This is a genomic window from Microbulbifer marinus (assembly GCF_900107725.1).
GTDB lineage: Bacteria > Pseudomonadota > Gammaproteobacteria > Pseudomonadales > Cellvibrionaceae > Microbulbifer > Microbulbifer marinus.
In genome coordinates this window covers 63,776-88,468 of record NZ_FNQO01000001.1, presented here as the reverse complement: position 1 = coordinate 88,468, position 24,693 = coordinate 63,776, and the positions used below count along the sequence as shown (strand labels likewise).

At 61.5% G+C, this 24,693-nt stretch carries 28 protein-coding genes and 4 tRNA genes; 9 read left to right on the top strand and 23 right to left on the bottom strand.

The window, feature by feature from the left end:
- Positions 1 to 12: 12 nt before the first annotated feature.
- Positions 13 to 1,407 (top strand): adenylate/guanylate cyclase domain-containing protein, encoded by a 1,395-nt coding sequence (locus BLW36_RS00435; protein WP_091383862.1) that lies wholly within the window; start codon positions 13 to 15, stop codon positions 1,405 to 1,407.
- Between the two features lie 139 nt (positions 1,408 to 1,546).
- Here the strand turns inward: BLW36_RS00435 and BLW36_RS00430 are convergent, their stop codons facing one another.
- The 12 genes from BLW36_RS00430 to msrB form a co-directional block, all read right to left on the bottom strand.
- A complete protein-coding gene (locus tag BLW36_RS00430) occupies positions 1,547 to 2,989 on the bottom strand; it encodes an alpha/beta hydrolase (RefSeq protein ID WP_091383860.1) in 1,443 nt (480 codons plus the stop codon).
- A gap of 114 nt (positions 2,990 to 3,103) precedes the next feature.
- Positions 3,104 to 3,625 (bottom strand): HdeD family acid-resistance protein, encoded by a 522-nt coding sequence (locus BLW36_RS00425; RefSeq protein WP_091383858.1) that lies wholly within the window; start codon positions 3,623 to 3,625, stop codon positions 3,104 to 3,106.
- A gap of 271 nt (positions 3,626 to 3,896) precedes the next feature.
- Positions 3,897 to 4,727 carry an NADPH-dependent 7-cyano-7-deazaguanine reductase QueF gene (gene queF, locus BLW36_RS00420; RefSeq protein ID WP_091383856.1) on the bottom strand — a complete coding sequence of 277 codons (831 nt, stop codon included), beginning with the start codon at positions 4,725 to 4,727 and terminating at the stop codon, positions 3,897 to 3,899.
- Between the two features lie 8 nt (positions 4,728 to 4,735).
- Positions 4,736 to 5,509 (bottom strand): ABC transporter permease, encoded by a 774-nt coding sequence (locus BLW36_RS00415; RefSeq protein ID WP_091383854.1) that lies wholly within the window; start codon positions 5,507 to 5,509, stop codon positions 4,736 to 4,738.
- Positions 5,506 to 6,441, bottom strand: coding sequence for an ABC transporter ATP-binding protein (locus BLW36_RS00410; RefSeq protein ID WP_091386808.1), 936 nt, complete (start codon positions 6,439 to 6,441; stop codon positions 5,506 to 5,508). Before BLW36_RS00410 ends, BLW36_RS00415 begins: the two co-directional genes overlap by 4 nt.
- 159 nt (positions 6,442 to 6,600) lie before the next feature.
- Positions 6,601 to 7,971 (bottom strand): patatin-like phospholipase family protein, encoded by a 1,371-nt coding sequence (locus tag BLW36_RS00405; RefSeq protein ID WP_139304777.1) that lies wholly within the window; start codon positions 7,969 to 7,971, stop codon positions 6,601 to 6,603.
- Positions 7,972 to 8,131: 160 nt separating this feature from the next.
- Positions 8,132 to 8,207: transfer RNA gene (locus BLW36_RS00400), tRNA-Gly, on the bottom strand.
- A gap of 39 nt (positions 8,208 to 8,246) precedes the next feature.
- Positions 8,247 to 8,322 (bottom strand) — tRNA-Glu (locus BLW36_RS00395).
- 123 nt (positions 8,323 to 8,445) lie between these two features.
- Positions 8,446 to 8,521: transfer RNA gene (locus tag BLW36_RS00390), tRNA-Gly, on the bottom strand.
- 2 nt (positions 8,522 to 8,523) lie between these two features.
- Positions 8,524 to 8,599, bottom strand: a tRNA-Glu gene (locus BLW36_RS00385).
- A 184-nt stretch (positions 8,600 to 8,783) separates the two neighbouring features.
- On the bottom strand, positions 8,784 to 9,548 hold the full coding sequence (locus BLW36_RS00380) for a DUF1499 domain-containing protein (protein ID WP_091383850.1): 765 nt from the start codon (positions 9,546 to 9,548) through the stop codon (positions 8,784 to 8,786).
- Positions 9,545 to 9,952: a peptide-methionine (R)-S-oxide reductase MsrB gene (gene msrB / locus BLW36_RS00375; protein WP_091383848.1), complete on the bottom strand. Its 408-nt coding sequence runs from the start codon at positions 9,950 to 9,952 to the stop codon at positions 9,545 to 9,547. The genes BLW36_RS00380 and msrB overlap by 4 nt, the downstream gene beginning before the upstream one ends.
- Positions 9,953 to 10,030: 78 nt before the next feature.
- Here msrB and BLW36_RS00370 point away from each other — a divergent pair, with 78 nt between their 5' ends.
- The gene (locus tag BLW36_RS00370; protein WP_091383846.1) at positions 10,031 to 11,245 is read left to right on the top strand and encodes a pyridoxal phosphate-dependent aminotransferase; all 1,215 of its coding nucleotides are present in this window, start codon (positions 10,031 to 10,033) and stop codon (positions 11,243 to 11,245) included.
- 5 nt (positions 11,246 to 11,250) lie between these two features.
- Positions 11,251 to 11,649 carry a hypothetical protein gene (locus BLW36_RS00365; RefSeq protein ID WP_091383844.1) on the top strand — a complete coding sequence of 133 codons (399 nt, stop codon included), beginning with the start codon at positions 11,251 to 11,253 and terminating at the stop codon, positions 11,647 to 11,649.
- 12 nt (positions 11,650 to 11,661) lie between these two features.
- Here the strand turns inward: BLW36_RS00365 and BLW36_RS00360 are convergent, their stop codons facing one another.
- From BLW36_RS00360 to BLW36_RS00340, 5 genes are read right to left on the bottom strand one after another with little or no spacing between them, the layout of a single operon-like run.
- Positions 11,662 to 12,594 carry a class I SAM-dependent methyltransferase gene (locus BLW36_RS00360; protein WP_091383842.1) on the bottom strand — a complete coding sequence of 311 codons (933 nt, stop codon included), beginning with the start codon at positions 12,592 to 12,594 and terminating at the stop codon, positions 11,662 to 11,664.
- A 6-nt stretch (positions 12,595 to 12,600) separates the two neighbouring features.
- Positions 12,601 to 13,737 carry an ATP-NAD kinase family protein gene (locus tag BLW36_RS00355; RefSeq protein ID WP_091383840.1) on the bottom strand — a complete coding sequence of 379 codons (1,137 nt, stop codon included), beginning with the start codon at positions 13,735 to 13,737 and terminating at the stop codon, positions 12,601 to 12,603.
- Position 13,738: 1 nt separating this feature from the next.
- Positions 13,739 to 14,872: a 4-phosphoerythronate dehydrogenase gene (locus tag BLW36_RS00350; RefSeq protein ID WP_244506068.1), complete on the bottom strand. Its 1,134-nt coding sequence runs from the start codon at positions 14,870 to 14,872 to the stop codon at positions 13,739 to 13,741.
- A complete protein-coding gene (locus tag BLW36_RS00345) occupies positions 14,869 to 15,792 on the bottom strand; it encodes a 5'-3' exonuclease (protein WP_091383838.1) in 924 nt (307 codons plus the stop codon). Before BLW36_RS00345 ends, BLW36_RS00350 begins: the two co-directional genes overlap by 4 nt.
- A complete protein-coding gene (locus tag BLW36_RS00340) occupies positions 15,789 to 16,373 on the bottom strand; it encodes an elongation factor P hydroxylase (protein WP_244506067.1) in 585 nt (194 codons plus the stop codon). Before BLW36_RS00340 ends, BLW36_RS00345 begins: the two co-directional genes overlap by 4 nt.
- Before the next feature lie 307 nt (positions 16,374 to 16,680).
- Here BLW36_RS00340 and BLW36_RS00335 point away from each other — a divergent pair, with 307 nt between their 5' ends.
- The gene (locus BLW36_RS00335) at positions 16,681 to 17,367 is read left to right on the top strand and encodes a hypothetical protein (protein ID WP_091383836.1); all 687 of its coding nucleotides are present in this window, start codon (positions 16,681 to 16,683) and stop codon (positions 17,365 to 17,367) included.
- A gap of 45 nt (positions 17,368 to 17,412) precedes the next feature.
- Here BLW36_RS00335 and tusA read toward each other — a convergent pair whose 3' ends face one another.
- Positions 17,413 to 17,661: a sulfurtransferase TusA gene (gene tusA, locus BLW36_RS00330; RefSeq protein ID WP_091383834.1), complete on the bottom strand. Its 249-nt coding sequence runs from the start codon at positions 17,659 to 17,661 to the stop codon at positions 17,413 to 17,415.
- 156 nt (positions 17,662 to 17,817) lie between these two features.
- Between tusA and BLW36_RS00325 the strand changes: the two genes are divergently transcribed.
- The gene (locus BLW36_RS00325; RefSeq protein ID WP_091383832.1) at positions 17,818 to 18,102 is read left to right on the top strand and encodes an antibiotic biosynthesis monooxygenase family protein; all 285 of its coding nucleotides are present in this window, start codon (positions 17,818 to 17,820) and stop codon (positions 18,100 to 18,102) included.
- A gap of 3 nt (positions 18,103 to 18,105) precedes the next feature.
- Here BLW36_RS00325 and BLW36_RS00320 read toward each other — a convergent pair whose 3' ends face one another.
- The 4 genes from BLW36_RS00320 to BLW36_RS00305 form a co-directional block, all read right to left on the bottom strand.
- On the bottom strand, positions 18,106 to 18,741 hold the full coding sequence (locus tag BLW36_RS00320; RefSeq protein WP_091383830.1) for an alpha/beta family hydrolase: 636 nt from the start codon (positions 18,739 to 18,741) through the stop codon (positions 18,106 to 18,108).
- Entirely contained in the window at positions 18,734 to 18,958 is a 225-nt protein-coding gene (locus tag BLW36_RS00315) for a YheU family protein (RefSeq protein WP_091383828.1), read from the bottom strand. The genes BLW36_RS00320 and BLW36_RS00315 overlap by 8 nt, the downstream gene beginning before the upstream one ends.
- Before the next feature lie 99 nt (positions 18,959 to 19,057).
- On the bottom strand, positions 19,058 to 19,864 hold the full coding sequence (locus BLW36_RS00310) for a class I SAM-dependent methyltransferase (protein WP_091383826.1): 807 nt from the start codon (positions 19,862 to 19,864) through the stop codon (positions 19,058 to 19,060).
- 15 nt (positions 19,865 to 19,879) lie between these two features.
- On the bottom strand, positions 19,880 to 20,185 hold the full coding sequence (locus BLW36_RS00305) for an MTH1187 family thiamine-binding protein (RefSeq protein WP_091383824.1): 306 nt from the start codon (positions 20,183 to 20,185) through the stop codon (positions 19,880 to 19,882).
- Between the two features lie 134 nt (positions 20,186 to 20,319).
- On the opposite strand from BLW36_RS00305, the gene BLW36_RS00300 reads away from it, so the two are divergent.
- From BLW36_RS00300 to mnmC, 4 genes are all read left to right on the top strand, one after another.
- Positions 20,320 to 20,850: a glycine cleavage system transcriptional repressor gene (locus tag BLW36_RS00300; RefSeq protein ID WP_091383822.1), complete on the top strand. Its 531-nt coding sequence runs from the start codon at positions 20,320 to 20,322 to the stop codon at positions 20,848 to 20,850.
- Between the two features lie 94 nt (positions 20,851 to 20,944).
- Positions 20,945 to 21,415 (top strand): tRNA (uridine(34)/cytosine(34)/5-carboxymethylaminomethyluridine(34)-2'-O)-methyltransferase TrmL, encoded by a 471-nt coding sequence (gene trmL, locus BLW36_RS00295; protein WP_091386802.1) that lies wholly within the window; start codon positions 20,945 to 20,947, stop codon positions 21,413 to 21,415.
- 16 nt (positions 21,416 to 21,431) lie between these two features.
- The gene (gene fldB / locus BLW36_RS00290; protein WP_091383820.1) at positions 21,432 to 21,965 is read left to right on the top strand and encodes a flavodoxin FldB; all 534 of its coding nucleotides are present in this window, start codon (positions 21,432 to 21,434) and stop codon (positions 21,963 to 21,965) included.
- 79 nt (positions 21,966 to 22,044) lie between these two features.
- Positions 22,045 to 24,027 (top strand): bifunctional tRNA (5-methylaminomethyl-2-thiouridine)(34)-methyltransferase MnmC2/FAD-dependent 5-carboxymethylaminomethyl-2-thiouridine(34) oxidoreductase MnmC1, encoded by a 1,983-nt coding sequence (gene mnmC / locus BLW36_RS00285; protein WP_091383819.1) that lies wholly within the window; start codon positions 22,045 to 22,047, stop codon positions 24,025 to 24,027.
- A 33-nt stretch (positions 24,028 to 24,060) separates the two neighbouring features.
- Here the strand turns inward: mnmC and BLW36_RS00280 are convergent, their stop codons facing one another.
- Complete coding sequence (locus tag BLW36_RS00280; protein WP_091383817.1) at positions 24,061 to 24,687, bottom strand: DUF502 domain-containing protein; 627 nt, start codon at positions 24,685 to 24,687, stop codon at positions 24,061 to 24,063.
- Positions 24,688 to 24,693 lie beyond the last annotated feature (6 nt).

Below are 24,693 nucleotides of genomic sequence, written 5' to 3'. Positions count from 1 at the left end.
AGATAACCACAAATGCAGGACCAGCTTGAGGAGAACACAGGGCGGAGCCTCAACCCCCGTTATCCGCTCTATTTCCGCACTCTGATTTGCTTCGCCGCGGCCGGCACCCTGGTGAATGCCATCCAGTGGTCTACCCCCTGGCATCTGGACAAGGCCCTGACTCTCGGCCTCGCCGCTTTCCTGCTTGTCTATACCGTAATCGCGTACCAGATTAGCCGCAGCGCCAGCCCGCAAAATGCCGCCAATGTGCGCCGCTGGCTGTCCTTTACCGACACCATTCTGATCGGCATGGCTATCGCGCTGGCGAATTTCAGCCTGCTGCCATCGCTACTGTTCGTCACCATGGTGCAGTTCAACGCGCTGACCGAAGGCGGCGGGCGAAGCTGGTTTGAACACAATACCGGCCTGTTGCTGGGCACCGGCGGCGGATACCTGATCCACGAGCCGGCGCTGGTGGTCAATGCGGATCTGAACATCAGTGCCGCCAGCCTGATCGGCGTATTCACCTATTTCTGTGCGCACGCGTTTTATACCCACAAACAACTGAGCCAATTAAAAGACAGTAACCGCGCGCTCACCCAAGAACAGCACACCAGCAAGATGCGCACCTACAAGCTGTCCAAGTACCTGCCCCAGCGCCTGTGGCGGGCGGTGACCAATGGAAAGGAAGGCGAGCTGGTCACCGAGCGCAAACTGCTCACGGTGTTCTTCTCCGATATCAAAGATTTCAGCCAGCTGACCGAAGAGCTGGAAGCCGAGACGTTGACCCAGCTGCTCAACAGCTACCTGTCGGAAATGGCTCGTATCGCCGGCCAGTACGGTGGCACCATCGACAAGTTCATCGGTGATGCTGTGATGGTGGTCTTCGGCGATGACGACAGCAAAGGGCCCAAGTCCGATGCACTGCGCTGTGTCGCCATGGCACTGGCGATGCGCAAACGGGCACGCGAGATGAAGCAGGAGTGGTACAACAAGGGCATTTCCCGGCCGCTGCAGGTGCGCATGGGTATCAATACCGGCTATTGCACCGTTGGTATTTTCGGCACCGCCAACTATCAGTCCTATACGGTCATGGGCACCCATGTGAACCTGGCCGCACGCCTGGAGGGCGCCGCCCAGCCCGGCGAAATCCTGATCAGCCATGAGACCTGGGCCCTGATCAAGCACAGTGTCATGTGCCGCGACAAAGGCCATGTAACCGTCAAAGGCTTCAGCACGCCGGTCAAGGTGTACCAGGTCACCGACCTGCGCAAAAACCTCGGCGGTCAGCAGAGTTACCTCGAGGACCACGCCCCCGGCTTCTCGATGCACCTGGATCTGGACAAGGTCCGCAACTATGACAAGGACAAGGTGTTGCAATCGCTAGAGAAAGCAGCGGAGACACTGAAAAGCAAAGTCATTATCTAGCCGGGCTTTACGAGCCCGAATCCATCATTTCAGAGCAGCCCGGCCCCAGCAAGCTCGCGGCACATTCGGCTGCCCCCATTCAATCTCAAAATGTTACCGACCTCCACTGCCAAGATGGAAAGTATCGGTGAGCTAAATTTCAGTTTGACTCAATGAATTCGACCGCGCGATTTTCCAGCCAAGGATAGAAAGGATTCCAGCGCAGCCGTAGCTGAGTCGATGCGCTGATGACCAGTGCATTGCGCTCGCCGCGCAGCGCGAGATTTCCCAGCTGTATGCCGGGGCCCGGTGCGGCAGGATAACCACCGTAGATGCTGTCAGCGGGCGGAAACGGCAGGGCCACGTGGGACAGGGAATAAATATCCGGCGGCCACTGCAGGCCGATACTCTGTTCTTCAGGAGTGTCACTATCCGACAGCCAGCGCCGAGCCACCAGCTGCGGCGAGTCCGCGCTGACATTGGTGACCAGCGTCAGCGCGTAATTCCGCCTGGGAACCTCCCGCAGCGCGGCGATGATGCGGTCTGGTTTCCACTTGAGGATATGTTCGATGCGCGCCTGCCGGTTGATATCGAACAGCACCAGTTCATGGCCGCCGGCGGGCAACAGGTTGAACAGATTGTTGACCACCGCCGGCGCCTCTACGGTGGCGTCGATGACGGAAGAAAATGACAGGATCGGCGGCATAGCCTCCAGCCCATTGTCGGCAGACAGGGCCTTGATCTTTCGCTTCACTTCGACGGTAAGTTCATGGGTCAAAGCGCCGCCATTGACCGCAAATGAGCCGTACTTGAAGGGTTCGTATTCGAGCAGGTGGATACTGTTCCACTGCAGCTTCTCAATCCCCAGCAACCGGCCCAGACGCGCCTGCCAGACCGCCAGCGCCGCAGCCGGTGCCACACCGATTTCAGGAGAAAGCAATACCAGGCTGCGCACCCGCGGCAATTGCGGTTCATCCAGCGCCGCCAACGCGTAGTGAACCGCCAGTGCGGCACCGTTTGAGTAGCCGACGATATGAATCGGCCGGCCATCTCCCAGCTCCGCCAGGTGTCGCATTGCCAAGCGAACCGCTGCCGTCATGTCTTGCCAGCGAACGCCGACCAGCCCGGACGGCGCCGTACCGTGGCCGGGGATACGCAATCCCAACACCGTGGCGCCCGACTCGTGCAGTCGCCGCCCCATATGCCGCAGGCTGTAGGGCGCGTCGGTCAGGCCGTGCAGCAACAATACCATGAAGCGCGGATTTTCGGCTTCGAGCAGATAGCTGCGATTCCAGTTGGTCGGCCAGCGTGCGGGGTCGGCCAGGCTGCCGCGCCGATAGCGGTTGAGACTGTCCAGCCCCGCCGGTTCTGTCTTCTGGTAGACCTCTTCATCCAGCTGGGCGAACAGCCGCTGTTCCAGCGCCAGATACTCTGCAAAGGTCGCAACTGGGGAGTCTTCGGTAAATTCCTCATCCAGATCTGCCGTGTGCCAGACATGCAGATCTGGCAGGCGGTCGATATAGATCGCGAAGACGACCAACAGCGTCAGCAGTACGCCGATGAGGCAGTGGAGAATAAATCGCAGAGTCCATTGAATCATCATGGCAGGAGCGCTATCGGCAACCTCTGTACTGACAGCGCGCCGGATAGACGGGATCGGTTATGTCGCGCGCGGCAGGGCGAGCCGGCGTTGTCCGCTTGCGGCTCACGTCCAGATCTAAACCCTGACCGCCCTGGCTCCGGAAACGATGATCAAGCCGATAAAGACAAGCTTGATACCGAACAGGATTCCCAATGCCCAGTCACCGGACAGCGGATACTGTGCCCACAGGATGACCCCAAGCAGGATCGACACCATACCGCCCAGTATCAACCAGCCCCTGCCGGATTCCGGGCTGGATCCGAACCCGGTCAACACTTCGGCGATCCCGTCGACAATGAAATAGATTGCCAGCAGTACGGTGAGCATTCCCGCCGCCAACAGCGGATTGCTCAACATGATGACACCGGCCAGGACCGTCAACACACCGAGTGCAATACTCACCAGTCCCCGGCCAAAGCTGCCGGCGCGAAACGACCAGATCAGGCGGAATATGCCGCCGACCAGCACCAGCGCGCCGATAAACACGGCGATGGAAAGGCCGGTAATACTCGGCGCCATCAACGCCACCACGCCGAGAATGATCGTCAGGATGCCGAGTGTGGTCATCGCCTTGCCGCCGAAACCCGCATCTCTCATATGCACCTCCCGGTTATCCAGAACCCTGTACCGACACCCTCATTAAAGACCATCGTCGCCATCATGGGACCAGATAGACAAATCCAGACTCCCTCCCATGGTCGAAACAGGTGGCGATTCGGAAACGCGATTTCTTAGTCTGCAGACGTGAGAGGCAGGTTTCGGCGAGGGTTGCTCAGACAGCGCGCGGGGTCGCTCGCCAGAGACGATGCATATTCGGCAATGGCGTTACTGGCGCCCCTGCCGCGACGGCAACAGGGGGCGGGGAGATTCACTGACGCGCAAAGCGCGGCGGCAGTTTCTTGTTCTGCAACGTGCTGCGCAGCGGGTTGATGTCGAGGCCGCCGCGGCGCGTGTAACGGGCGCAGACGGTCAGCTCATCGAACTTCGCCAGCTGCTGCAGATCGCAGAAGATGCGCTCGACACAGTGTTCATGGAAGTCCTGATGATCGCGGAAGGACACTATGTAGGCGAGCAGTGCCTCGCGTTTTATTGCCGGCCCCTTGTATTCCACACACACGGTCGCCCAGTCGGGCTGACCGGTAACCGGGCAGTTGCTGCGCAGCAGATGGCTATATAGGGTTTCGTTGACGCGCTCACCGGAATCGGCCAGCGCCAACAGCGCGGCGTCCGGCTGGTACTGATCGATCGCGATATCCAGCCGATCGAGACAATCGCCCTCGGGCTTCGCAATCGCCAGCGCGGGGTCTTCCACCTCGAACAAGGTGACGGCTACTTCGGCGCCGGCGGCTGCGCTCAGATCCTTGATCAGGGTTTCGCGCACCGCGTCCCAGGACGCAAACTCTGTCTGGTTGAAGGAATTCAGGTACAGCTTGAGCGACTTGGATTCCACCATATGCGGGCTCGCGGCCGGAAAGGTGAAACGGGCCACCGCCACCTGCGGCATGCCTTTCGGATTCAGCCACGAGAGCTCGAACCCCCACCACTCATCCTCGCCGCAAAATGGCAGCGTATCGCCCTCCAAGCCCAGATGGGCGCGCGAAATCGAGCGCTGAATCGGGTGTAGCAGCGCGGGGTTATAGGCGGATTCGTATTGCGTCTCCCGCCCGAGCGGCAGGTCCTGCCAGTCTTCTCTCGTCATAGTCGATCTCAATGTCTGAGGCGCTTGCCGTGGGTCATCAGGTGCAGACCCCAGCCAAACAATAATGCGACAAACACCAGCACGCCAACAAAAGCCCAGGCCACATTGATATCCGAAACCCCCAGCACCCCGTAGCGGAACGCATTCACCATGTACAGAACCGGGTTCAGCTTGGACAGCCCCTGCCAGAAAGGCGATAGCAGCTCGATGGAGTAAAACACCCCGCCCAGATAGGTCAGCGGCGTCAGTACAAAGGTCGGAATTATGGAAATATCGTCGAAGCTGTTGGCGAAGATCGCATTGATAAAGCCAGCCAGGGAAAAGAGCACCGCGGCCAGGAATACGATGGAGACCGTCAGGCCCACATGCTGCACCTTCAAGTCGGTGAAGAACAGCGCGATCAGGGTGACTACCAGCCCCACTATCAGGCCGCGGGAAACTCCGCCCAACACATAGCCGGCCATGATCACCCAGTTGGGTGTTGGCGATACCAACAGTTCCTCGACGTTGCGCTGAAACTTGGCGCTGTAAAAAGAGGATGCCACGTTGGAATAGGAATTGGTGATCACCGCCATCATGATCAGGCCGGGCACGACAAACTCCATATAGGAAAAGCCACCCATCTCGCCGATTCGGCTGCCGATCAGTGAGCCGAAGATGACGAAATACAGTGACATGGTGATCACCGGCGGCACCAGTGTCTGCGGCCAGATTCGGGTGAAACGGCGCACTTCACGCCGCAATATCGTGGCGAACGATGTCCAGATTGCGTTGCTGTTCACTTGTCGCCCTCCCGCTGTCGGTCTTCCGCCAGCAGTGATACGAACAGCTCTTCCAGCCGGTTCGCGCGGTTGCGCATACTGGTAATGGTCACGCCCTGCTCCGTCAACGAGGCGAACAGCTGGGTCAGCGACTGCCCTTTCTCGATCGTGACTTCCAGGCTGTGCTCATCGAGCAGCCTGCCGTCGTAACCGCCGAGATCCGGGCACTCGGTCAGGCCATCACTCGAATCGAGAATAAAGGTTTCCCGATTCAGGGTTTTCAGCAGGGATTTGATCGAGGTGTTCTCGACGATATCGCCCTTGTCGATGATGGCGATATTGCGGCACAGGCTCTCCGCCTCCTCGAGGTAGTGGGTCGTGAGGATGATCGTAGTGCCCTGCCGGTTGATCTCCTCGAGAAAGGTCCACATGGAGCGGCGCAGCTCGATATCGACGCCGGCGGTGGGCTCGTCGAGGATCAACAGTTGCGGCTCGTGGATCAGCGCGCGGGCAATCATCAGCCGCCGTTTCATGCCGCCGGACAGCATGCGCGCCTGGGTGCTGCGCTTGTCCCACAGTCCCAGCTGTTTCAGGTACTTCTCGGTACGCTCTTCCGCCAGCTTGCGCGACATGCCGTAGAAGCCGCCCTGGGTGCAGACGATGTCGTAGACCTTCTCGAACTGGCTGAAATTGAATTCCTGCGGTACCACGCCGAGCATCTGCTTGGCCGCGGGGAAATCCTTGTCGATATCGATACCGAAAATCGACACACTGCCGCCAGTCTTGCGCACCAGTGAACAGATAATGCCGATGGTGGTGGACTTGCCGGCACCATTGGGGCCGAGCAAGGCGAAGAAATCCCCCGGCTGCACATCGAAGCTGATGCCCTTCAGGGCCTCGAAGCCGTTGTCATAGGTTTTCTGCAGGTTGCGAATGGAAAGCGCTGCGGTCATCACTTCCTCCTGGATGCGAGGGCGCATATTCAACGCGCTTACTGCGCACTTTGCAACCGGATAAAAATTGAGGATATTCCGCCAGTGTCAATGCCGCGACCGGCGGCCGCATACTGAACGGCGGGTCAGGCCGCAGCGGACCGCTGGCCGGGCAAGGCGTCACTCAGAACCGCCAACGATGCGCACGAAATCCCGATATTCCTGCGACTGCGCCAATACCTCCTGCCCGGCGGCGATCAAACGGTCAACCTCGGTATCGGTGAGCCTGAAGGTGGTGCCGATACTGTTGAGGTACTCCCGCTCCAGGGGTTCTTTCACCCGGTCAAAACCCACCTCGACAAAGTTAAACGTCAACGGGCGCTCGGGGGTGGAATTTTCATCAACCCAGTTCTCGAAGGTCTGGCGGGTAAGCAGGACAGTGTCCTCGCTGTAGCGGACGATCTGGCTGCCGCTGACACTGCCGGCAACCTCGAACAGCGGCGGCGGTTTCTGTACCAGCGCCCAGTCACGGTGCGGGTGGGAGTGAGCATTGACCAGCACAACCAGCACGTGCCGGGCGTCGAGATGTGGCAGCAGGTGAGAGGAAGGCCCCGCCTTTTCGGTGATCGTCAGTGTGCGGTAGTAGCTGCGTAATCCCAGGTTGTCGGATATGCCTCCATCCACCAGGTGCAGCCAGGGCCGCCTATCCCGCTCGAGGTATTCGCGCACGCTGCGCGCGACGATTTTTTCTGAAGTGATTTTGTCTTCCTGCAGCGCAGCCGCAACCCAGGCCGGCTCCTCAAATCCACAGGTGCCGGCATAGCTTTGCACCGCGACCGGGGAAAAGATCAGCGGGACTGCTGAAGAGGCAGTGACCGCACGGGACAGCGGATAGCTGTTCAGGTCGATACAAAACAGATCGAACATCTCCTGCACGAACGGCATTCGCACACCGCTCACCAGGTCGGTCGCATTGATGACGACCCAGGGCGCGCCGGGTCGCTGTAATGCGGACAGGGGGGCGCCATCGAAAAGTATCTCGTCGTAATACTCGGCCGCGAGATCCGCGCGCCCGTACCGCGGGCTGCCCAGCCTGCGCCAATTGGCCGGGCTCAGCGCCCTGCTAACAAGTGCCCCCTGCACATCCTGGCGCAGGAAACGCTGCTCGAAATCCTCAAAAATTCTCTCGCCGTAAAGGCCGTAATAGGCAGCGGTGAAGCTGCCGCCCGACACAGAGGAAATCATGTCGACTTCCTGCAGCAGCGAACGGTTTCCGTGAGCAGTAGGGATGCGGGTGCGGTTCAATTCCTTGAGTACCCCGTACGACAGCGCCGCGGCCCGCGTGCCACCGCCCGAAAACGCCAGCAGCACAGCGATCTCTTTCGAGCGTTCGCCGGTCATCATTTCGCGGACCTGCGCATTTCGCTCCGGCGACCACCGCTGCAGCGGTTCCGGTTGCGGGGGCACAGCTGAACAGGCGGCACACAGCAGCAACAAGCAGCCGAGCAGCAGTCGGGCGACGAACGCCAAGACATCCCTGTATGCAGTCACTATCACTCTCCTTCGCGCGTCCCGGCGGGTCGCGTTTCCGGCAGTAAGTATAGGCACCGCTCTCAATCGCCCGACCAGCGGTTCACACAGGAGGCGTGCTCAACAGGGAAAATAAGGAAGGAGAAATAAAAAAGCCGCTCAATCGAGCGGCTTTTTTATTTGGAGCGGGAAACCGGGTTCGAACCGGCGACCTCAACCTTGGCAAGGTTGCGCTCTACCAACTGAGCTATTCCCGCGTTTTGGGTTGGCCCGGCAGCATTGCTGCCGGGCCATATTGGCATCCCCAAGGGGAGTCGAACCCCTGTTACCGCCGTGAAAGGGCGGTGTCCTAGGCCTCTAGACGATGGGGACAGAAAACTTGCTTCCGATCCGGGGATCGAATGCTGCCACACTGTCTGTGGCAATGCTAGCGGAAATTCCGTTAGCGACTCCATACAGTGCGATCTAGGCATCGCTCTACAAGGAGTAGAAAACTGGAGCGGGAAACCGGGTTCGAACCGGCGACCTCAACCTTGGCAAGGTTGCGCTCTACCAACTGAGCTATTCCCGCAGTGGCGTCCCCTAGGGGAGTCGAACCCCTGTTACCGCCGTGAAAGGGCGGTGTCCTAGGCCTCTAGACGAAGGGGACCCCGGACTTACCTCTGTCTGCGTGGCGTCTTAAAGATCCGCTCTGCGTCAGAAGTGGGGCGCATTCTATGTAGCACCCGGGGGGCTGTCAACACCCGCATCAAAACTTTTTTTGGTTTTTTTTCTTTTATAGTCAGGCACTTACCGAATCCGCAGGTTTGCCGGGCGCCAGCCGCGGCAGCGCCCTACTCCACCCCCGCCGCGCGCGCCTGCAGCTCGCTGAGAAAACTGCGAATGCGCTCGGCATTCGCCCCCAGATCGCTGATCCCGACCCGGGAACTGGAGCGGATATCGACCCGCGAGCCGCCATTTTCTTCCGTCACCCGCACCACTATGTCGTCACTGAAACCAAGCAGCGGGGTCCGGTCAACGGCCTCCAGATGGCCCCGTTGCGGCTCCAGCGCCACGACGCGCCAGCCCAGGTCCTCGGCCACCTTCGCGGATAGCTCGGTGGCCCGTGCCACCGGTATCTCCAGCTGCAGCGGCATGATATCCGAGTAGATATCCGCCTCGCGCTGCAGTTTCGCCACCTCCTCACCGTCGTATTCGGGGCTGTTGTCGCCCTCCTCGCGCAGGGACAGCACCGCCTGGTAGGCCGGCGGGTTCTGCATATCGGTGGTGATATCGTGAATGGGCGGCACGTCGAAATTGCTCCGCCCCACGGTCAGCAGCGGCACGGCCACCGGCAGCAGCCCCAGGATCACCGCCCAGAGTGCGTTGTAGCGGCTCTGCGGATGTCGCTTCACCAGCCCCCAGATGAATACCAGCATACCGATCAGCGCCACGCCGAGGGCCGTCAGGCCGGCAAACTTGAAGACCTCGAATACCGGGCGAAAGTGCACCAGTTCCAGTCGCAGGGCCAGCCCGGCACAGAAAATGGCGGCCAGCAGCAACCACTGCACCCGCACCAGCCAACGACTCCAATGGGTATATCGCGCCAGCTTACTCACTTTTCCTCCTTCCCGGACTCGGTATGCAGTTTCACCGATAGCGAGTTTACACAGTAACGCAATCCTGTTTCCGTCGGGCCATCGGGAAAAACGTGCCCAAGATGTGCGTTGCACTTGGCACAGACGATCTCGGTGCGCTGCATACCCAGGCTGTTGTCGGGCCGCTCTGCCACCGCTCCCTCGCTCGCCTCGGCGTCGAAACTGGGCCAGCCGCAGTGCGACTCGAATTTGGAGTCGGAGTGGAACAGCACCTCGCCGCAGCAGCGGCAGCGGTAGTGGCCGTCTTCGAACACATCCCAGTACTCACCGGTATAGGGGCGCTCGGTGCCCCCTTCGCGACAAACGTGAAATTCTTCCGGAGTCAGCTTGTCGCGCCAGTAGTTATCGTCTTTTTCTTTTGACATACTCTTCTTCCTGTATCACTTCCTTTGCCGGAGCGGCCGCTTCGGCAGAGTCGCACCTCAAGGGTTACCGCAGCCATCATGAAGGACATTCTAAAGTCGGAAAAACTGCACGGCGTCTGCTACGAAATCCGTGGCCCCGTGATGGAACAGGCCTACCGCATGGAAGAGGAAGGTCACCGTATTCTCAAGCTGAACATCGGCAATCCGGCCCCTTTCGGCTTCGACGCCCCCGACGAAATCATCCAGGATGTGATTCACAACCTAGCCCAGGCCCAGGGCTACGTGGAATCCAAAGGCCTGTTCGCCGCACGCAAGGCCATTATGCAGGAGTGCCAGACACTCGGCATCGAAGGGGTGGATATCGACGATATCTATCTCGGCAATGGCGTCTCCGAGCTGATTTCGATGGCCACCCAGGCACTGCTGAACGACGGAGACGAACTGCTGCTGCCGATGCCCAACTATCCGCTGTGGATGGCCGCCACCAACCTGACCGGCGCCCACCCGGTGCTCTACCGCTGCGACGAGGAAGCCGGCTGGCTGCCGGATATCGCCGACATCAAGGCCAAGATCACACCGCGCACCCGCGGCATCGTCGTGATCAACCCCAACAATCCCACCGGCGCCGTCTATCCGCGTGCGCTGCTGGAACAGATTGTAGAGGTTGCCCGCACCCACGGCCTGGTGATCTTTGCCGACGAGATCTACAGCAAGATCCTGTACGACGACGCCGAATTCACGCCGATGGCCACGCTGGCGCAAGACGTGCTGTGCCTGAGTTTCAACGGCCTGTCCAAGTCCTATCGCCTGGCGGGCTTCCGCTCCGGCTGGATGATCGTCAGTGGCGCCAAGCAGCGCGCCAAGGGTTTTATCGAGGGCATGGACATACTGTCGTCGATGCGCCTGTGCGGCAATGTGCCGGCCATGTTTGCGGTACAGACCGCACTGGGGGGCTACCAGAGTATCAATGACCTGGTGCTGCCCGGCGGCCGCCTGCGCCAGCAGCGCGACCTCGCCTACCGGATGCTGAACGACATTCCGGGGGTCAGCTGCGTGAAACCCCGCGGCGCCATCTACCTGTTCCCGAAACTGCACCTGGACCAGCACAAGATCCAGAACGACGAGCGGCTGGTGCTGGACTTCCTGCGCCAGGAAAAAATCCTGCTGGTGCAGGGCAGCGCCTTCCACTGGGATGCACCGGACCATTTGCGTATCGTCTTCCTGCCGCGCGCCGATGACCTCTCCCACTCTATAGAGCGGCTGGGTTATTTCCTGGAAAGATATTCTCAGTAGTGCCGATGCTGGACGACCTGCACATTCACGACTTCTACCGCGACGCCGGCAGGATTCTGCTGGCGCTGTTCAACCAGTTCCCGGCCCCGGCCACGGTCTACGTGGAGGACATCGCCGGGCCCGACACCCCGGACGAATTCGGCCTGCATTCGCCGCGCCACCTCGCCTGCCTCGGCGCGATGACCTGGCTGCAACAGAGCGGCTATATGACTTTCTCCCAGCTGGTGCGCCAGGAGGCGGTAGAGGAAGCGGCGCTGAGCCACCGTGGCTTTCTGTTGCTGGTGAAAAAAACCGAGTCCGGGGAAAGCAACGCACAGCTGCTCGACAGCGCTGTGCGCAACGGCTCGTCGCCGCTATTGCAGGAGTTGATGGAGCGGCTGATGAGGGAATTCGCCAGCCTGTAAATTTGGAATCAGCTACCTGCGAAATTTTACGTGCAGCATTTTCAATGCTGCATCCGGGTCCCGGTCGGGGAAATCCGGATTCTGCGGCAGGCGTTCCAGCACTTCGAAACGGCTGTCGGCCCCCTCGATCAATTCGCGAAAGTGCGCCTCGCTGTGGCGCGGCGAATTTATCACCATCAACAGATCCGCCTCTTCCGCCAGACAACCCGGCAACAGCTTCAGCAGTTTTTCGTAGTTAAGGCTGACGTCGAAGCGCCCCTTCTGCCGCGTGGGCGGATCCACCACCGCCAGCTGGAATGGCCCGCGGCGGTCGAAGCGCTTGAACTCGCGCAGCGCATCCAGCTGCAGGAACTTGATGCCCTTCAGTGGCAACTTATTGAATTCATGGTTCTCGCGGCCGCGATTCAGCACGCCGCGGTTTACATCGATATTGACGATTTCCAGTTCGCCGGCCGCGCGGGCCACGGCGGAGAAGGCACAGGTAAACGCAAACAGATTCAGCAGTTTCAGGTTCTCGGTGCCCGCGTGGGCCTTTACCTGCTGCTCCAGCCAGCGCCGCCCCGGCTCGATATCGAGAAAGAAGCCGACGTTCTGGCGCTCGAAAGTGATTGGGAATTTCAGCTGGCCGCGGCGTGCCAGCGGTGCCGCCACCGGCTGGCCGCAGTGCCAGTCTACCGGCGCCCCCTGGCGATAGCGCCGCTGCGCCGCCACCCCCAGGTAACCGTGCGGTCCCGCCAGCTGCCACAGCTGTTCACACAGGGCCTCTTCGCCCTCGTACTCTTCAAAAAAAGTCACCAGCAGTGCCGGGAAAAAGCTGTCGACACAAACCTGTTCCAGGCCCGGGTAACAGCGTCCGCGTCCGTGGAACAAGCGCCGGCTGTCCGGGCTGGCTTCATTCAGTTTGGTCTCTACCTGCTCCAGCAGAGCCTGCCAATCTGTAGACATCTTTATTTACAAATCCCCATTGCTGAGCGGATACAGAATCGCGTCCCGGTAGCCGGTAATCACGCGTATGAATCCACTCCACTGTTCGTCCAGTTCCGGATCACCGCTGTCCACCAACAGCGGCCGGCCACCAAGTTCGGTCACCTTGGTCTTGGTGGCGACGACGATCAGATTGTCGCGGCCCACCGCGCGCAACACCGCCGGCGAGAACTGTTGATTGCCGCGGCCGATCAGGTGCCCCTGACCGCCGATCGCGGTCAGAATGATTTTTACCGGGCCGCCGTGCGCGGCGATGGCCTGCTCGATATCCGGTGCGCCGACGTCCGCCGCAACCAGTTCGCCATCGCGCAGCAGGTCCACCCCCAGCAACGTGCCTTCGAGCCCCAGCTCCTCCAGAATTGCCAGCGTGGTGGAACCGGGGCCGACGACATACAGGGTGTCCGCATCCAGCTCCTCGACCACGTCGGCGGCGATGTCCGCCACCGCCAGCTCCTCCACCTCACGGCCGGCATTCTTTACCGCCTGCAGGAAGTGCCCCTCTTCCGGCACCAGCAGTTCACCGTAGTGGTGCGTACTGACGCGGCCTTCGCGGAAAGATTTCTCATCGATATCGCGCACTTCGCGCTCGTGCAGGTCCACCAGCTGCCCCACCATCAGCCGCCGCAATACCTCGCCACCGGCCTTGGGGGAAATCGCAAAACAGGCGGAGTGCATCTTCACTCCGGCGGGAATGCCGAGCACCGGGAATTCGTCGCCTAGCGCATTGACCATATTGCGCGCGGTGCCGTCACCGCCGACAAACACGATCAGGTCGGCGCCGGCATCCCTGATCACCGTCGCCGCACGCTCGGTGTCCGCAGGTGTGGAGGGGTCGGATTCGGCCCGGCCGACGACCCGGGTGGAAAAATTCAGTGCTTTGGCGGTGTCCTCGCCCATATTGCCGGCGAAACAGAGGAGCTCCAGTTGTTCGCGAAACGGTTCCAGTGCGGCGAGGGCAATGGCCGCACGCTTGTGCGACTGCGGCTCTATGCCCGCCGCCAGCGCCTGTTGCACCGTTTCGGCACCGTCACTGCCCTTCAGGCCCGCCGGCCCACCGACACCGGCCCAGGGATTGATGATCAGTCCGAGTTTTTTCAGTTGCACGTCAGGCTAGCTCCAGGCCCAGTATTTGCAGCTCCTGCCACCGTGATTCATCGATTGCGGCGGCGTCAGTTTGATAATGGGAAAACTCGAGGCGCTCAGGATATTCGCGGCGCAGTTGATCGAAAGCCTTCGCCATCGGCAATTCGCCGTCTGCCGCCGCACGCAGGCGACGATCATCGGTACGCGGATCGTAAATTTGCAGCAGCGCCTGTGCCAAATGGGAAAAGGCGGACTCCCCCGGCGCGGGCAACATCACCTCGCATATGACAGGATCCCGCTCGCGGTTACCGACCGCAATTGCCGGCAAGGACAAAGCTTCGGACAGCGCCGTGCGAATCATGCGCGTGCCGGTCAGCTTGCCATCGAGACTGTAGCCGGCGATATGCGGCGTGCCGATATCCACCTGCGCCAGCAATTCCGTATCGATACCCGGCTCGTTTTCCCACACGTCCAGTACCGTGGTAAAGCGCTTGTCCCGTCGCAGCAGCTGCAGCAGCGCGCCGTTGTCTACCACCGCGCCGCGGCCGGCGCTGATCAGCACCGCGCCGTCCTTGATCCAGTTCAGCTGCCGCTCGCCGATCATATGCAAGCTCGGATACGGCCCATCCTTCACCAGCGGCGCATGCAGGCAGATCACATCCTGCTGCAGCACCTCTTGCAGGTCCGCCGCATCGGGATTGTCCGGCAGCCAGGGATCGTAGACCGCGCAGCGGATACCGAGCGCATGCAGTCGCCGCTGCAGCAGGCCGCCGACATTGCCACAGCCGACGATGCCGAAGCTGCGCCCGCTCCAGTCAACGTCCAGCGCGGCCAGCGCACAGAACACGTATTCGACCACCGAGTTGGCATTGCAGCCGGGCGCGGCACTCCAGGGAATTCCCTGCTGCTCCAACCAGTCGGTATCCAGGTGATCGGTACCGATGGTGCAGCTGCCGACGAAGCGCACCGGCGTGCTCTCCAGCAAAGCCCGGTTCACCTCGGTGACCGAGCGCACCAGCAACACATCCGCCTGCGTCAGCTGCTCGCGCGACAGCGTGCGCCCGGGCACCCGTACCAGGGTACCCAGATCGCCAAAGTACTGCTCCAGCGCGGGAATATTTTCGTCGGCGACGATTGTCAGTTCTGCCTGCTTCACACCGTTTCCCTGTTGTCGACTGTCAGTGTCCGTTCGATTTTAGCTTTGAGGCCACCGATGCCGAATTCATCGGCCAGGGCCTGGGCGACGCCGATATCCGCCGCCTGGGGCTGCAGATCGGCCAGCTGTATATCCAGGTCGATATCCTCGTGCAGCATCGCCAGGCGCTTGGCGAGCCGGATCTGCTCTGCATGCTCCTGCAGGCGTGTGGCGATGCCGGCCGCACCGCGCAAAGGCAGGCCGGCCACCCGCTCGGACTGCGCCAGCAGCGCGTCCACATCGTCGAATTCCGCCAGCAGCCGCGCCGCCGTCTTGGCACCGATGCCGGGTACGCCGGGAATATCGTCGCTGCTGTCGCCGACCAGCGCCAGGTAATCGGCTATCTGTCCGGGGCGCACACCGAATTTGGCCTGGATCGCAGCGGTATCCGAATGGTTATCGGCGGCAAAATCCCACAGGGACGCGGCGCCCCGGTCCAACAGCTGGCCCAGGTCCTTGTCGCGGCTGATGATGATCGGCTCCTGATCGCGGCAAATCGCGGTCAGCGTGGCGAGGATATCGTCCGCCTCGTAGCGGTCACTGGCGAAGCAGGCGATACCCAGCGCCTCTGCCATAGTGCGGCAGGCGGCCAGCTGAAAGGCGAGCGCCTCGTCCGGCAGCGCGCGGCTGCACTTGTAGTCCGGGTAGAGCTCGTTGCGGAAACAGCTGCCGAGGGACTCGTCGAAGGCGCAGGCGATATGGCGCGGACGCCGCCCGAGCAAGTCCAGCAGGAAGTTGCTGAAACCGTACACCGCCTCGGTGGAGTGGCCGGAACGGCTGGTCCAGTTGGGCGGCAGGGCAAAGTAGTAGCGGAAGATGTAGACCGAGGCGTCCACCAGCAGGGTGGCGGGACTCTTTACACTCAAATCAGTTGCGCTCATGCCAGCTCCGCAAGTTGATACAGCGCCGGATTCAGCGGATCCGGGCGCCCGAACTCCGCCGCCAGGGCCCGCGCAAACGCCGCGGCGCGCTCGTTGACGCCCTGGCGGCAGTAATCCTGCACCTGCTGCCAGATGGCCCGCTTGAAGCTGTCGCTGGGGCCCAGGCCGCTCTCGAGGTTATCGGCACTGACGCGGAAGCGCAGGCCGCTGGCACGGGCGAAGATCCACTCCAGCGCCTGGGGCTTGACCTCCACCCGCTCGAATTCCGCCTGCTGCTCGGCACTGCGCCCGTCCGGCGCGTACCAGTAGCCGTAGTCCGGCAGTCTCCTCCGCGCCGCCCCCGCCACACACCAGTGGGCGGCCTCGTGCAGCGCGCTGGCGGCGTAGTCCCGGGTGAACTCCACCCGGTGGTAGCGCAGTTCGTCATGTGCCGGCCGGTAGTAGGGCTCGTCGAAGCCGCCACACAGCCGGGTATTGAGGCCGCGCGGGCTGGCGAAACAGCGATCGAACACCGCCACAATGCGATCCACCAGCGGCTCGGCGGTCGGGGCTTGGGCCAGTTCCAGGCTCGGGGCAGACAAGGGATTCTCCGGGGGCGACAAAGGCGGGGACTATATCAATGCCACTGTCAGGAGCAAAGTCACGAAAATCCACGTCGAGGATAACCAACAGGTCTAACCCACTGGTTGTATTTCCGGAAATCAACATATACCTTTATTGAAGGGACACCGGAAAGGGGCCCCTGCCCTTTGCCCGGAATCCCCCAGGGGGGAAATAAGCAGTCAAACACCCTCCTGCCCCAGTCTTCGTTCAGAGATAGGGCACTCGCGGTACGCAACATCTTCTGGATGGAGACGGTATATAACCGGCCCTGCAAGGAGGTGCTCCATGACCGACCACAGCTTCACCAACGTGGTTGACCTCTTCACCGGCGAGCCGATCGAAACTTCAGCGAGCAGGCGCTTTATCCGTCTTTCGCCGGAGCTAGACGGCCTGGAAATGCTCTACTCCAACAGCTCCAGCGGCTCTGATCTCTACAGCCTGAAAATTCTGTGCTGGGGCCTGAAAGCAAATGGCGAGGTCGTCGGCCTCGTTCCCTGGTTAAACTCCATAGTGGCCTGTCCAGACATCAAGGACCCTTTAGACGGACGCTTCGAGGGCTACTACGATCCCGGCATCGAGGAAATCTTCCACGAGCCCCCCATCCACAAGATCGTCGAGCTGGAGACTGCGGCGGAATATTTCGAATACGAGAGCAGCAAGGCCGAGGAGGTGTTGCAGGAGATCCCCGACACCATTGGCACCCACGGGGTGTTTATGGATGAGCAGCGGGAGAACCTGACCCTCACCGAAGTCGTGAGCTGGCGTTTATATGCCAGCGGAGAGATTCACGGCATGCTGATCGATCACGATATCGTGGAAACCACCCCGGTATTGCCAGGCGACCTGTGCCTGTACCCGGCACAGGAGGCAAAGGGCTTCCGCTACTTCTTTCAGCACCATATCGCCAACAAGATCAAATCCGAAGACCCGGAGGCGCTGGCTGCCATTGCGGCGCTGGTGACTTCCCCGTAACCCAATCAATCGGGGCGAACCTCGTGTTCGCCCCGAGACTTCTTCCTAAGCTTCCGCTTTTTTGATCCAGTAGATGAACTCGTCGTTTTCTTCGGCGTGGTGCACCAGCTCGTAGCCGAGAAACTGGCAGAACTTGGGTACGTCCCGCTGGGTGGAGGGATCGGTGGCGATCATCTGCAGCACTTCACCGTCTGCCACCTTGCGCACGGCCGCGTGCAGCATCATGATGGGCTCGGGGCACAGCAGGCCGCGGGCATCGAGACAGTGGTCTGATTTTATGGGATCTGGTTTCATGGGATCTGACTTCATGGCGCTATTGTCCGGGATTTGCCCACTGTCGTCATCTGCAACTTTGCCTGACTCGTCGGCCAATTTGCCCACCTAGATCGGGTGCAGCCGCGCTAGAATCCCTAGAGTGCTCAGGAACCATAAGCTGATCAAGAGTAGAAGATGATTTACGTTTTGATAGAGCGGGAAATCGCCCCGGACATGCAGACCACCTACGAAGAGACGGCGCGCAAGATACTGACGCAGGCCTACCGCACCGTAGGGTTTGTCGAGGGGCAGACCTTCGTTGAGAAGAACAACCCGCTGCGACGCTTTACCCTGTCCAAGTGGCAGTCGGAGCTGCACTGGCAGCACTGGTACACCAGCGAGGAGCGCCGCGCGCAGATGTCCCTGTTGGCGCCGGTGTTGGTGGACGAGGAACGGATTACGATTCTCGAGGTAGCCTGACCCTTAGACCCGCAGAAACCGCGCCACCGCAGCGACCGCCGCCTGCCAGTGCTGTTCGCGTGTAAAACCACATACACGGCGCGGCTTGAAGTCGTGGTCGCCGTCTTCCAGCCACAGCAGCCGGATAGAATCCGACAGTCCATAGCCCTCCACCTCTTCCACATTGCCCAGCGGGTCGCGACTGCCCTGCACTATCAGCGTCGGGCAGCTCAGTTCCAGCAGGTGCTCGGTGCGCAGCTTGTCGGGCTTGCCGCGGGGGTGGAACGGATAGCCCAGGCAGACCAGCCCCGCCACGACACCGCGATCGCAATACTCCTGTGCCAACAGGCTGGCAGCCCTGCCGCCCATGGACTTGCCGCCGATGTAAAGCGGCAGGCCATCGTCCTTTTCACTGATCCTGTCGATCTGCTCGCGGAAGCACTCCAGCAGTTCCGGCATCCGGTTTGGCGGCCGCTTGCTGCCACCGGTGCGGCGTTGCGCCATATACGGGAACTCGAACCGCACCACCTCGACCCCGCACTCGCAGAGTCCGGACGCGATGGCCTGCATAAAGTCGCTATCCATCGGCGCACCGGCGCCGTGGGCAAACAGGAAGCGCACGCGGGGTTCGGCGGGGCTATCTATCAGCGATTCAGACATCGTCGGTAATATCCCTCGCCAGCACCAGGTTGACCGACTCCTCGCCGGGCTCGAACCAGATCACCACTTCACCGGACTGCAGCTGGCGGCGCAGGCTGGCCACCTTGTCCACCAGGCTCACCTCGCGCTCGCCGTAATCGGTTCCATCGCGGGTAGCGTATTCCTCCAGCAGGTTCTGCAGGGTGTCGGGGTCCAGTTGTTGGAATGGGATGATCATAAAACTCGCTACTGCAAAAATAGAAACGGCCCACGGCCGCGATCCGGGGTAATAGGATACCCTCCGATCGCGGCCATGGGCCGCACTGACAGGAAAAAATTAGGACTTGGGTTTGCGGAAGCGCAGCGTCATGCGATCGCTCTCGCCGATGGCCAGGTACTTGTCCTTGTCCTGGTCGCCGAGACGCAGGGACGGCGGCAGGGTCCAGACACCTTTCGGGTGCTTGGCGGTATCTTTCGGGTTGGCATTCACATCGCTGGACGCCTCCAGTTCGAAACCTGCATTCTTGGCCAGCTCGATCACATAGTCCTGGGTTACATACCCGCTTTGGATCATGTCCTCGCGGCTGGTGCCCGGCTTAGCGCGGTGCTCCACAACGCCCAGTACACCACCGGGCTTCAGTGCGGCGAAGAAGCTGTCGAATGCTTTCTGATCGTAACCGCCGTTCATCCAGTTGTGCACGTTACGGAAGGTCACCACCGCGTCGGCACTGCCGGCCGGTGCAATCGGGCGGCCGGAGGCCGGATCGAACTCGGTCAGTTCTACCTTGCCGTAACTGTCTTTGTCCGCCGCCAGCTTTTCCTTGAATGCCTTGAGGGAGCGCTGGTAGTAGCTGGACTCGCTGTCCGCCGGGAAGTGCGCCGCATACAGGGTGCCCTCATCCTTCAGGTAGGGCGCGAGAATTTCCGTGTACCAGCCGCCGCCCGGTGCGATTTCCACCACGGTCATGTCCGGCTTGATACCAATAAACTGCAGAGTTGCCTGCGGGTTACGGTACTGGTCGCGCGCGGCGAAAGACTCTGTGCGATGATCGCCCTCAACAACCGACTTGAGATCGGCAGCCTGCACGCTGCCGGTAAACGCCGCCGCGCACGCCAGTGTCACCAGCATGTTGTTGATTTTCATCCTGACTCCTCGTTGTTATCGTTGGTCCAACTTCGATCGCACGCTGTCGATCTTATCCTGTAAAGACTGCTCCCGGTCCGTGCGAGTTCCCAGCTTCAGACTGGTGCTTATACGCGGCGCACCCATGGCGTGGACGCGCTCGTGGCAGCGCTTGACCGCCGCCATCACCTCGTCCCACTCTCCCTCGATATTGGTGCCATAGGCGTGCATCCGATGTTCCAGGCCCGCTTCGTCCAATACTTTCTGGCACTCCGCGATATATTCGCCCACCGAAACTCCGGCCCCGATCGGGATGACACACAGATCCGCATGTACTTTCATCGACAGTCCCTCCGAACGTTATCTGGCATGGCGCCGGGAAATAATACCTTTACGACCAGCCGATGGAGTTATCAGACAGACCGCCAGTCGCTACAATCAGTGTAATCGCCTCCCCTGCAGCAAAGGAACACCATATGCAACAGCACCTCGTTATTTCCCTGATCAGCGACGACAAGCCCGGCGTAGTAGAGAAACTCTCTGCCGTGGTGGCGGAAAACGGCGGCAACTGGGAGGACAGCCGCATGGCGCACTTCGCCGGTAAGTTCGCCGGCATCCTGCGCGTCAGCGTGCCCAGCGATTCCTGCCAGAACCTCAAAGACGCTCTCGGCGAGCTGGCCGGGGACGGCTTCAAGCTGGTCATCGAAGAAGCCGTAGCCGTTGCCGCGGGCCCGCAACAGACCGTCACCCTGAAGCTGGTCGGCAACGACCGCCCCGGCATAGTGCGCGAAATTTCCCGCGCCCTGGCGGCGCGCAATATCAATATGGAGCAGCTGGAAACCGGCTACGACAGCACCCCGTGGAGCGGCGAGCCGCTGTTCACCGCCGAATGCGTCATCACCGTCGCTGAGGACATGGACTTCGACGGCCTGCGCGACGAACTGGACGAAATCGCCAATGAGCTGGGCGTCGAGATCGACTGCGAGGAGATCGCCTCAACTCTCTAAGTATGAAATAATCCGCGCCGAATTGGGGCCGGGCACTACACCCGGCTCCGTCCAGATTTGGCCAGATATGGCCGCCGCTGCCGGCCACCAGCCCATGTTCAAGATTGTCCTCTACCAACCGGAAATCGCGCCGAATACCGGCAATATCATCCGCCTGTGCGCCAACACCGGTGCCGAGCTGCACCTGATAGAGCCGCTCGGCTTCGCGATGGACGACAAGCGCCTGCGCCGCGCCGGGCTGGACTACAGCGAGTACAGCCGCGTGGTGCGCCACCGGGACTGGCAGGCATTCGTCGACAGCGAGCAACCGGCCCGTGTGCTGGCCCTGTCCACCAAGGGCAGCCGCAGCCATACGGAGATCGAATACCGCGCCGACGACGCCATCGTGTTCGGCCCCGAGACTCGCGGCCTGCCGGCGGAGTTTCTCGCCGCAGTTGGCACGGAGCACACGCTGCGCATTCCGATGCGCCCCGAGAGCCGCAGCATCAATCTCTCCAATGCCGCCGCCGTGGTCATATACGAAGCCTGGCGCCAGCTGGATTTCTCCGGCGCCCTGACAAAGTAAATTTTTAGTTTTTGTTATGCACGCATCCACAGCTCCGATAGGACTCTTTTACGGTTCCAGCACCTGCTACACCGAGATGGCCGCGGAGAAAATTCGCGAGCGCATCGGTGCCGAGTGGATAGACCTGCACAATGTCGCCGACGACGATATCGCCCTGGCGGAAAACTACGACTTCCTGATTTTCGGTATCCCCACCTGGGATTACGGCGAACTGCAGGAAGACTGGGAAAATATCTGGGACGAGCTGGCGCAGCTGAACCTGCACGGCAAGACCGTGGCCCTGTTCGGGCTCGGCGACCAGGAAGGCTACCCGCAGTGGTTCCAGGACGCCCTCGGCTACCTGCACGCGCAACTGCTCGCCTGCGGCGCGCGCGCGGTCGGCTATTGGCCGGCGGAAGGCTACGAGTTCGAGGAATCCAAGGGCCTCACCGACGACGGCTCCCAGTTCGTCGGCCTGGCGCTGGACGAGGAAAACGAATTCGATCTCAGCGAAGAGCGTATCGACAAGTGGTGCGCACAGATCATGCGCGAGTTCGGGCTACAGCCCTGAGCCGATTAGCAGCCCTGAGCCGATTAGCGGCCCTGAGCCGAATGGCAGTCCTGAACCGAACGAGCAGGAAAGAACAACCGTGAGCGACAAAGACCTCCACGCCGATATCGAGTGGCGGGACGACGGACAACCGCTGTCGCGCGCCTTCGACGATATCTACTTTTCCACCGCCTCCGGACTGGAAGAGAGCCGCTACGTCTTCCAGCAGCAGAACGACCTGCCCCGGCGCTGGGCCAAACTCGACGACGGCGATACTTTCACCATCGGCGAGACCGGCTTCGGCACCGGCCTCAATTTTCTCGCCGCCTGGGAGCTGTGGCTGCAGACGGCCCCGGCGAACGCCCGCCTCAATTTCATCTCGGTGGAAAAATACCCGCTGCATCCCGAAGACCTGCAGCGCGCGCTGGCGCTGTGGCCACAACTGCAACCACTGGCGGAGCAGCTGAGCGAGCGCTATCCGCCGCTGCTGGCGCAGGGGGTACACCGGCTGCACTTCGGCCGCGTGAGCCTGACGCTGGCGATCGGCGAAGCCAGCGCGGCCTTCCGCTCACTGCGACTGGAAGACGACAATCGCGATCGCCAGGTCGATGCCTGGTTCCTGGACGGCTTCGCCCCGTCCAAGAACCCGGACATGTGGACGCCGGAACTGTTCGAGAACATCGCCGCGCTGAGCAAGCCCGGGGCAACCTTTGCCACCTTTACCTGCGCCGGACTGGTCAAGCGAGGCCTGCAAGACGCCGGCTTCACTCTGCAGAAAGTGCCGGGCTTCGGCCACAAGCGGGAGATGTTGCGCGGCCAGCTGGAAACCACCGCGCCTACACAGATTTCGGCAACGCCCTGGCACCTGCCGGACAGCGCATCGCAGTGCACACCAAATAAAGTCGCCGTGATCGGCGCCGGCGTCTCCGGCGCGACTGTGGCCAGAACACTGGCGGAACGCGGTATCGCCGTGCAGGTGTTCGACCAGGGACCGCAACCCGGTGCCGGCGCCTCTGGTAATGAACAGGGCATCCTCTACGCGAAGCTGTCGCCGAAACCGGGCCCCAACGGCGACTTCAATCTGCACGCGCTGATGTTTGCGCAGCGCTACTACCGCGAACACTGCGCGGACGTAACGCACTTCAGCGGCCTGTTGCAGCTGGCGCAGAGCGACAAGGAACAGCAGCTGCAACAGCAGATCGGCCAGCTGCTGGATCAGCACAAAGCGGAAGGCCTCGCCCGCATGGTGGACGCCGAAGAGGCCAGTGCCATTGCCGGCGTACCGCTCGACTTTGGCGGGCTCTATTTCCCGGCGGCGGGCTGGATCGAACCGCAACGGGTCTGCACCACGCTGCTGCAGCACCGCAATATCGAACTGCGCTGCAACACCAGGATCGATGCACTGACTCCGCGGGAAAACGGCTGGCAGCTGCGCAGCGCCGATCAGGAGTTCAGCGCCGATGCGGTGGTGATCTGCAGCGCCCACGGTATCCGCCAGTTCGAGCAGACTGCCGCGCTGCCGCTGCGCCCGATTCGCGGCCAGGTCTCCAGCGCCCCGGCCAGCGCCAATTCACGGCAGTTGCAGACCACGCTGTGCGGCGATGGCTATATCGCCCCGGCCTTCCGCGAACGCCACAGCTTTGGCGCCACCTTCAAGCTGAAGGAAACGCAGACCGAACTGCGCGAGGAGGAAACGCGGGAAAATCTCGACACCCTGGGCGCAATGCTGCCGCAGGTGGCCGCCGACTTCGCGGGGCAGCCGGTCAGCGGGCGCGCGGCCGTGCGCGCGGCGACACCGGATTACCTGCCGATGGCGGGCCCGGTGCCGGACTGGGATTCGATCGACACGACCTACGCCGAGCTGCGCAAGAATCGCAAGCTGCTAATTCCGCAGAGAGCCGCCTATCAGCCGGCGCTCTACGTACTGGGTGGGCTCGGCTCGCGGGGCTTTACCTATGCGCCGCTGGCCGCCGAGGTACTGGCGGGCTGGCTGTGCGGGGAAACCATGCCAGTGACGGCCGACCTGGCGCGGGCCCTGCACCCGGCGCGCTTCGCCATTCGCGCGCTGGGCAAGAACCGCTGACCCGTTTCAGACAGCCGCAATAGGTGCGGCGGTTTACGCCTGAACCTCAACCTCAGGGGCGAGCAAGTTGGCGCTGCCGGAGCCGCAGGCGACGATGGACTTCATCGCCGCCTCGACGGTGACATCCGGCAGAATCTCCACGCAGTCCGCCGGCACGTGATAGACGAACCCCGAGGTCGGCACCGGTGCGGTCGGCACATAGACGGTGTAATCGCCGTTGGCGTGCAGGGAGGTGACGATCGCGGTCACCGACAGCGGGTTGCCGGCGCCGTGAATACGCACCCGCGCCACCGGCCCGGACAGCACCCCTTCACCGGCGCCACCGCCGATAAACTGCAGCACTAGGTCCTTGATCGTGTTGTAACCCGGGGCCAGGCGGCCGAACCAGTGATCCAGGTGCCGGTGCAGCCAGTGGCCGACGCTGGTCTTTACCAGCAGGCCGATCAGGAAACAGCCGCCGAGGATCAGCGCTATCACCGCCAGCTTGGCGAGGGTATCCTTGAATTGCGTATGGGCTTCCAGCCAAATGACTGCCGGTGCGACCAGTTCGGTGATCTGGCCGAACAGCCACTGGATCAGCAGGATAAAGATGGCGATGGGCAGTACCACCGCCAGTCCCCCGAGAAGGGTCAAGGTTACGAATGTTTTTACTCTGGTCATAATTTC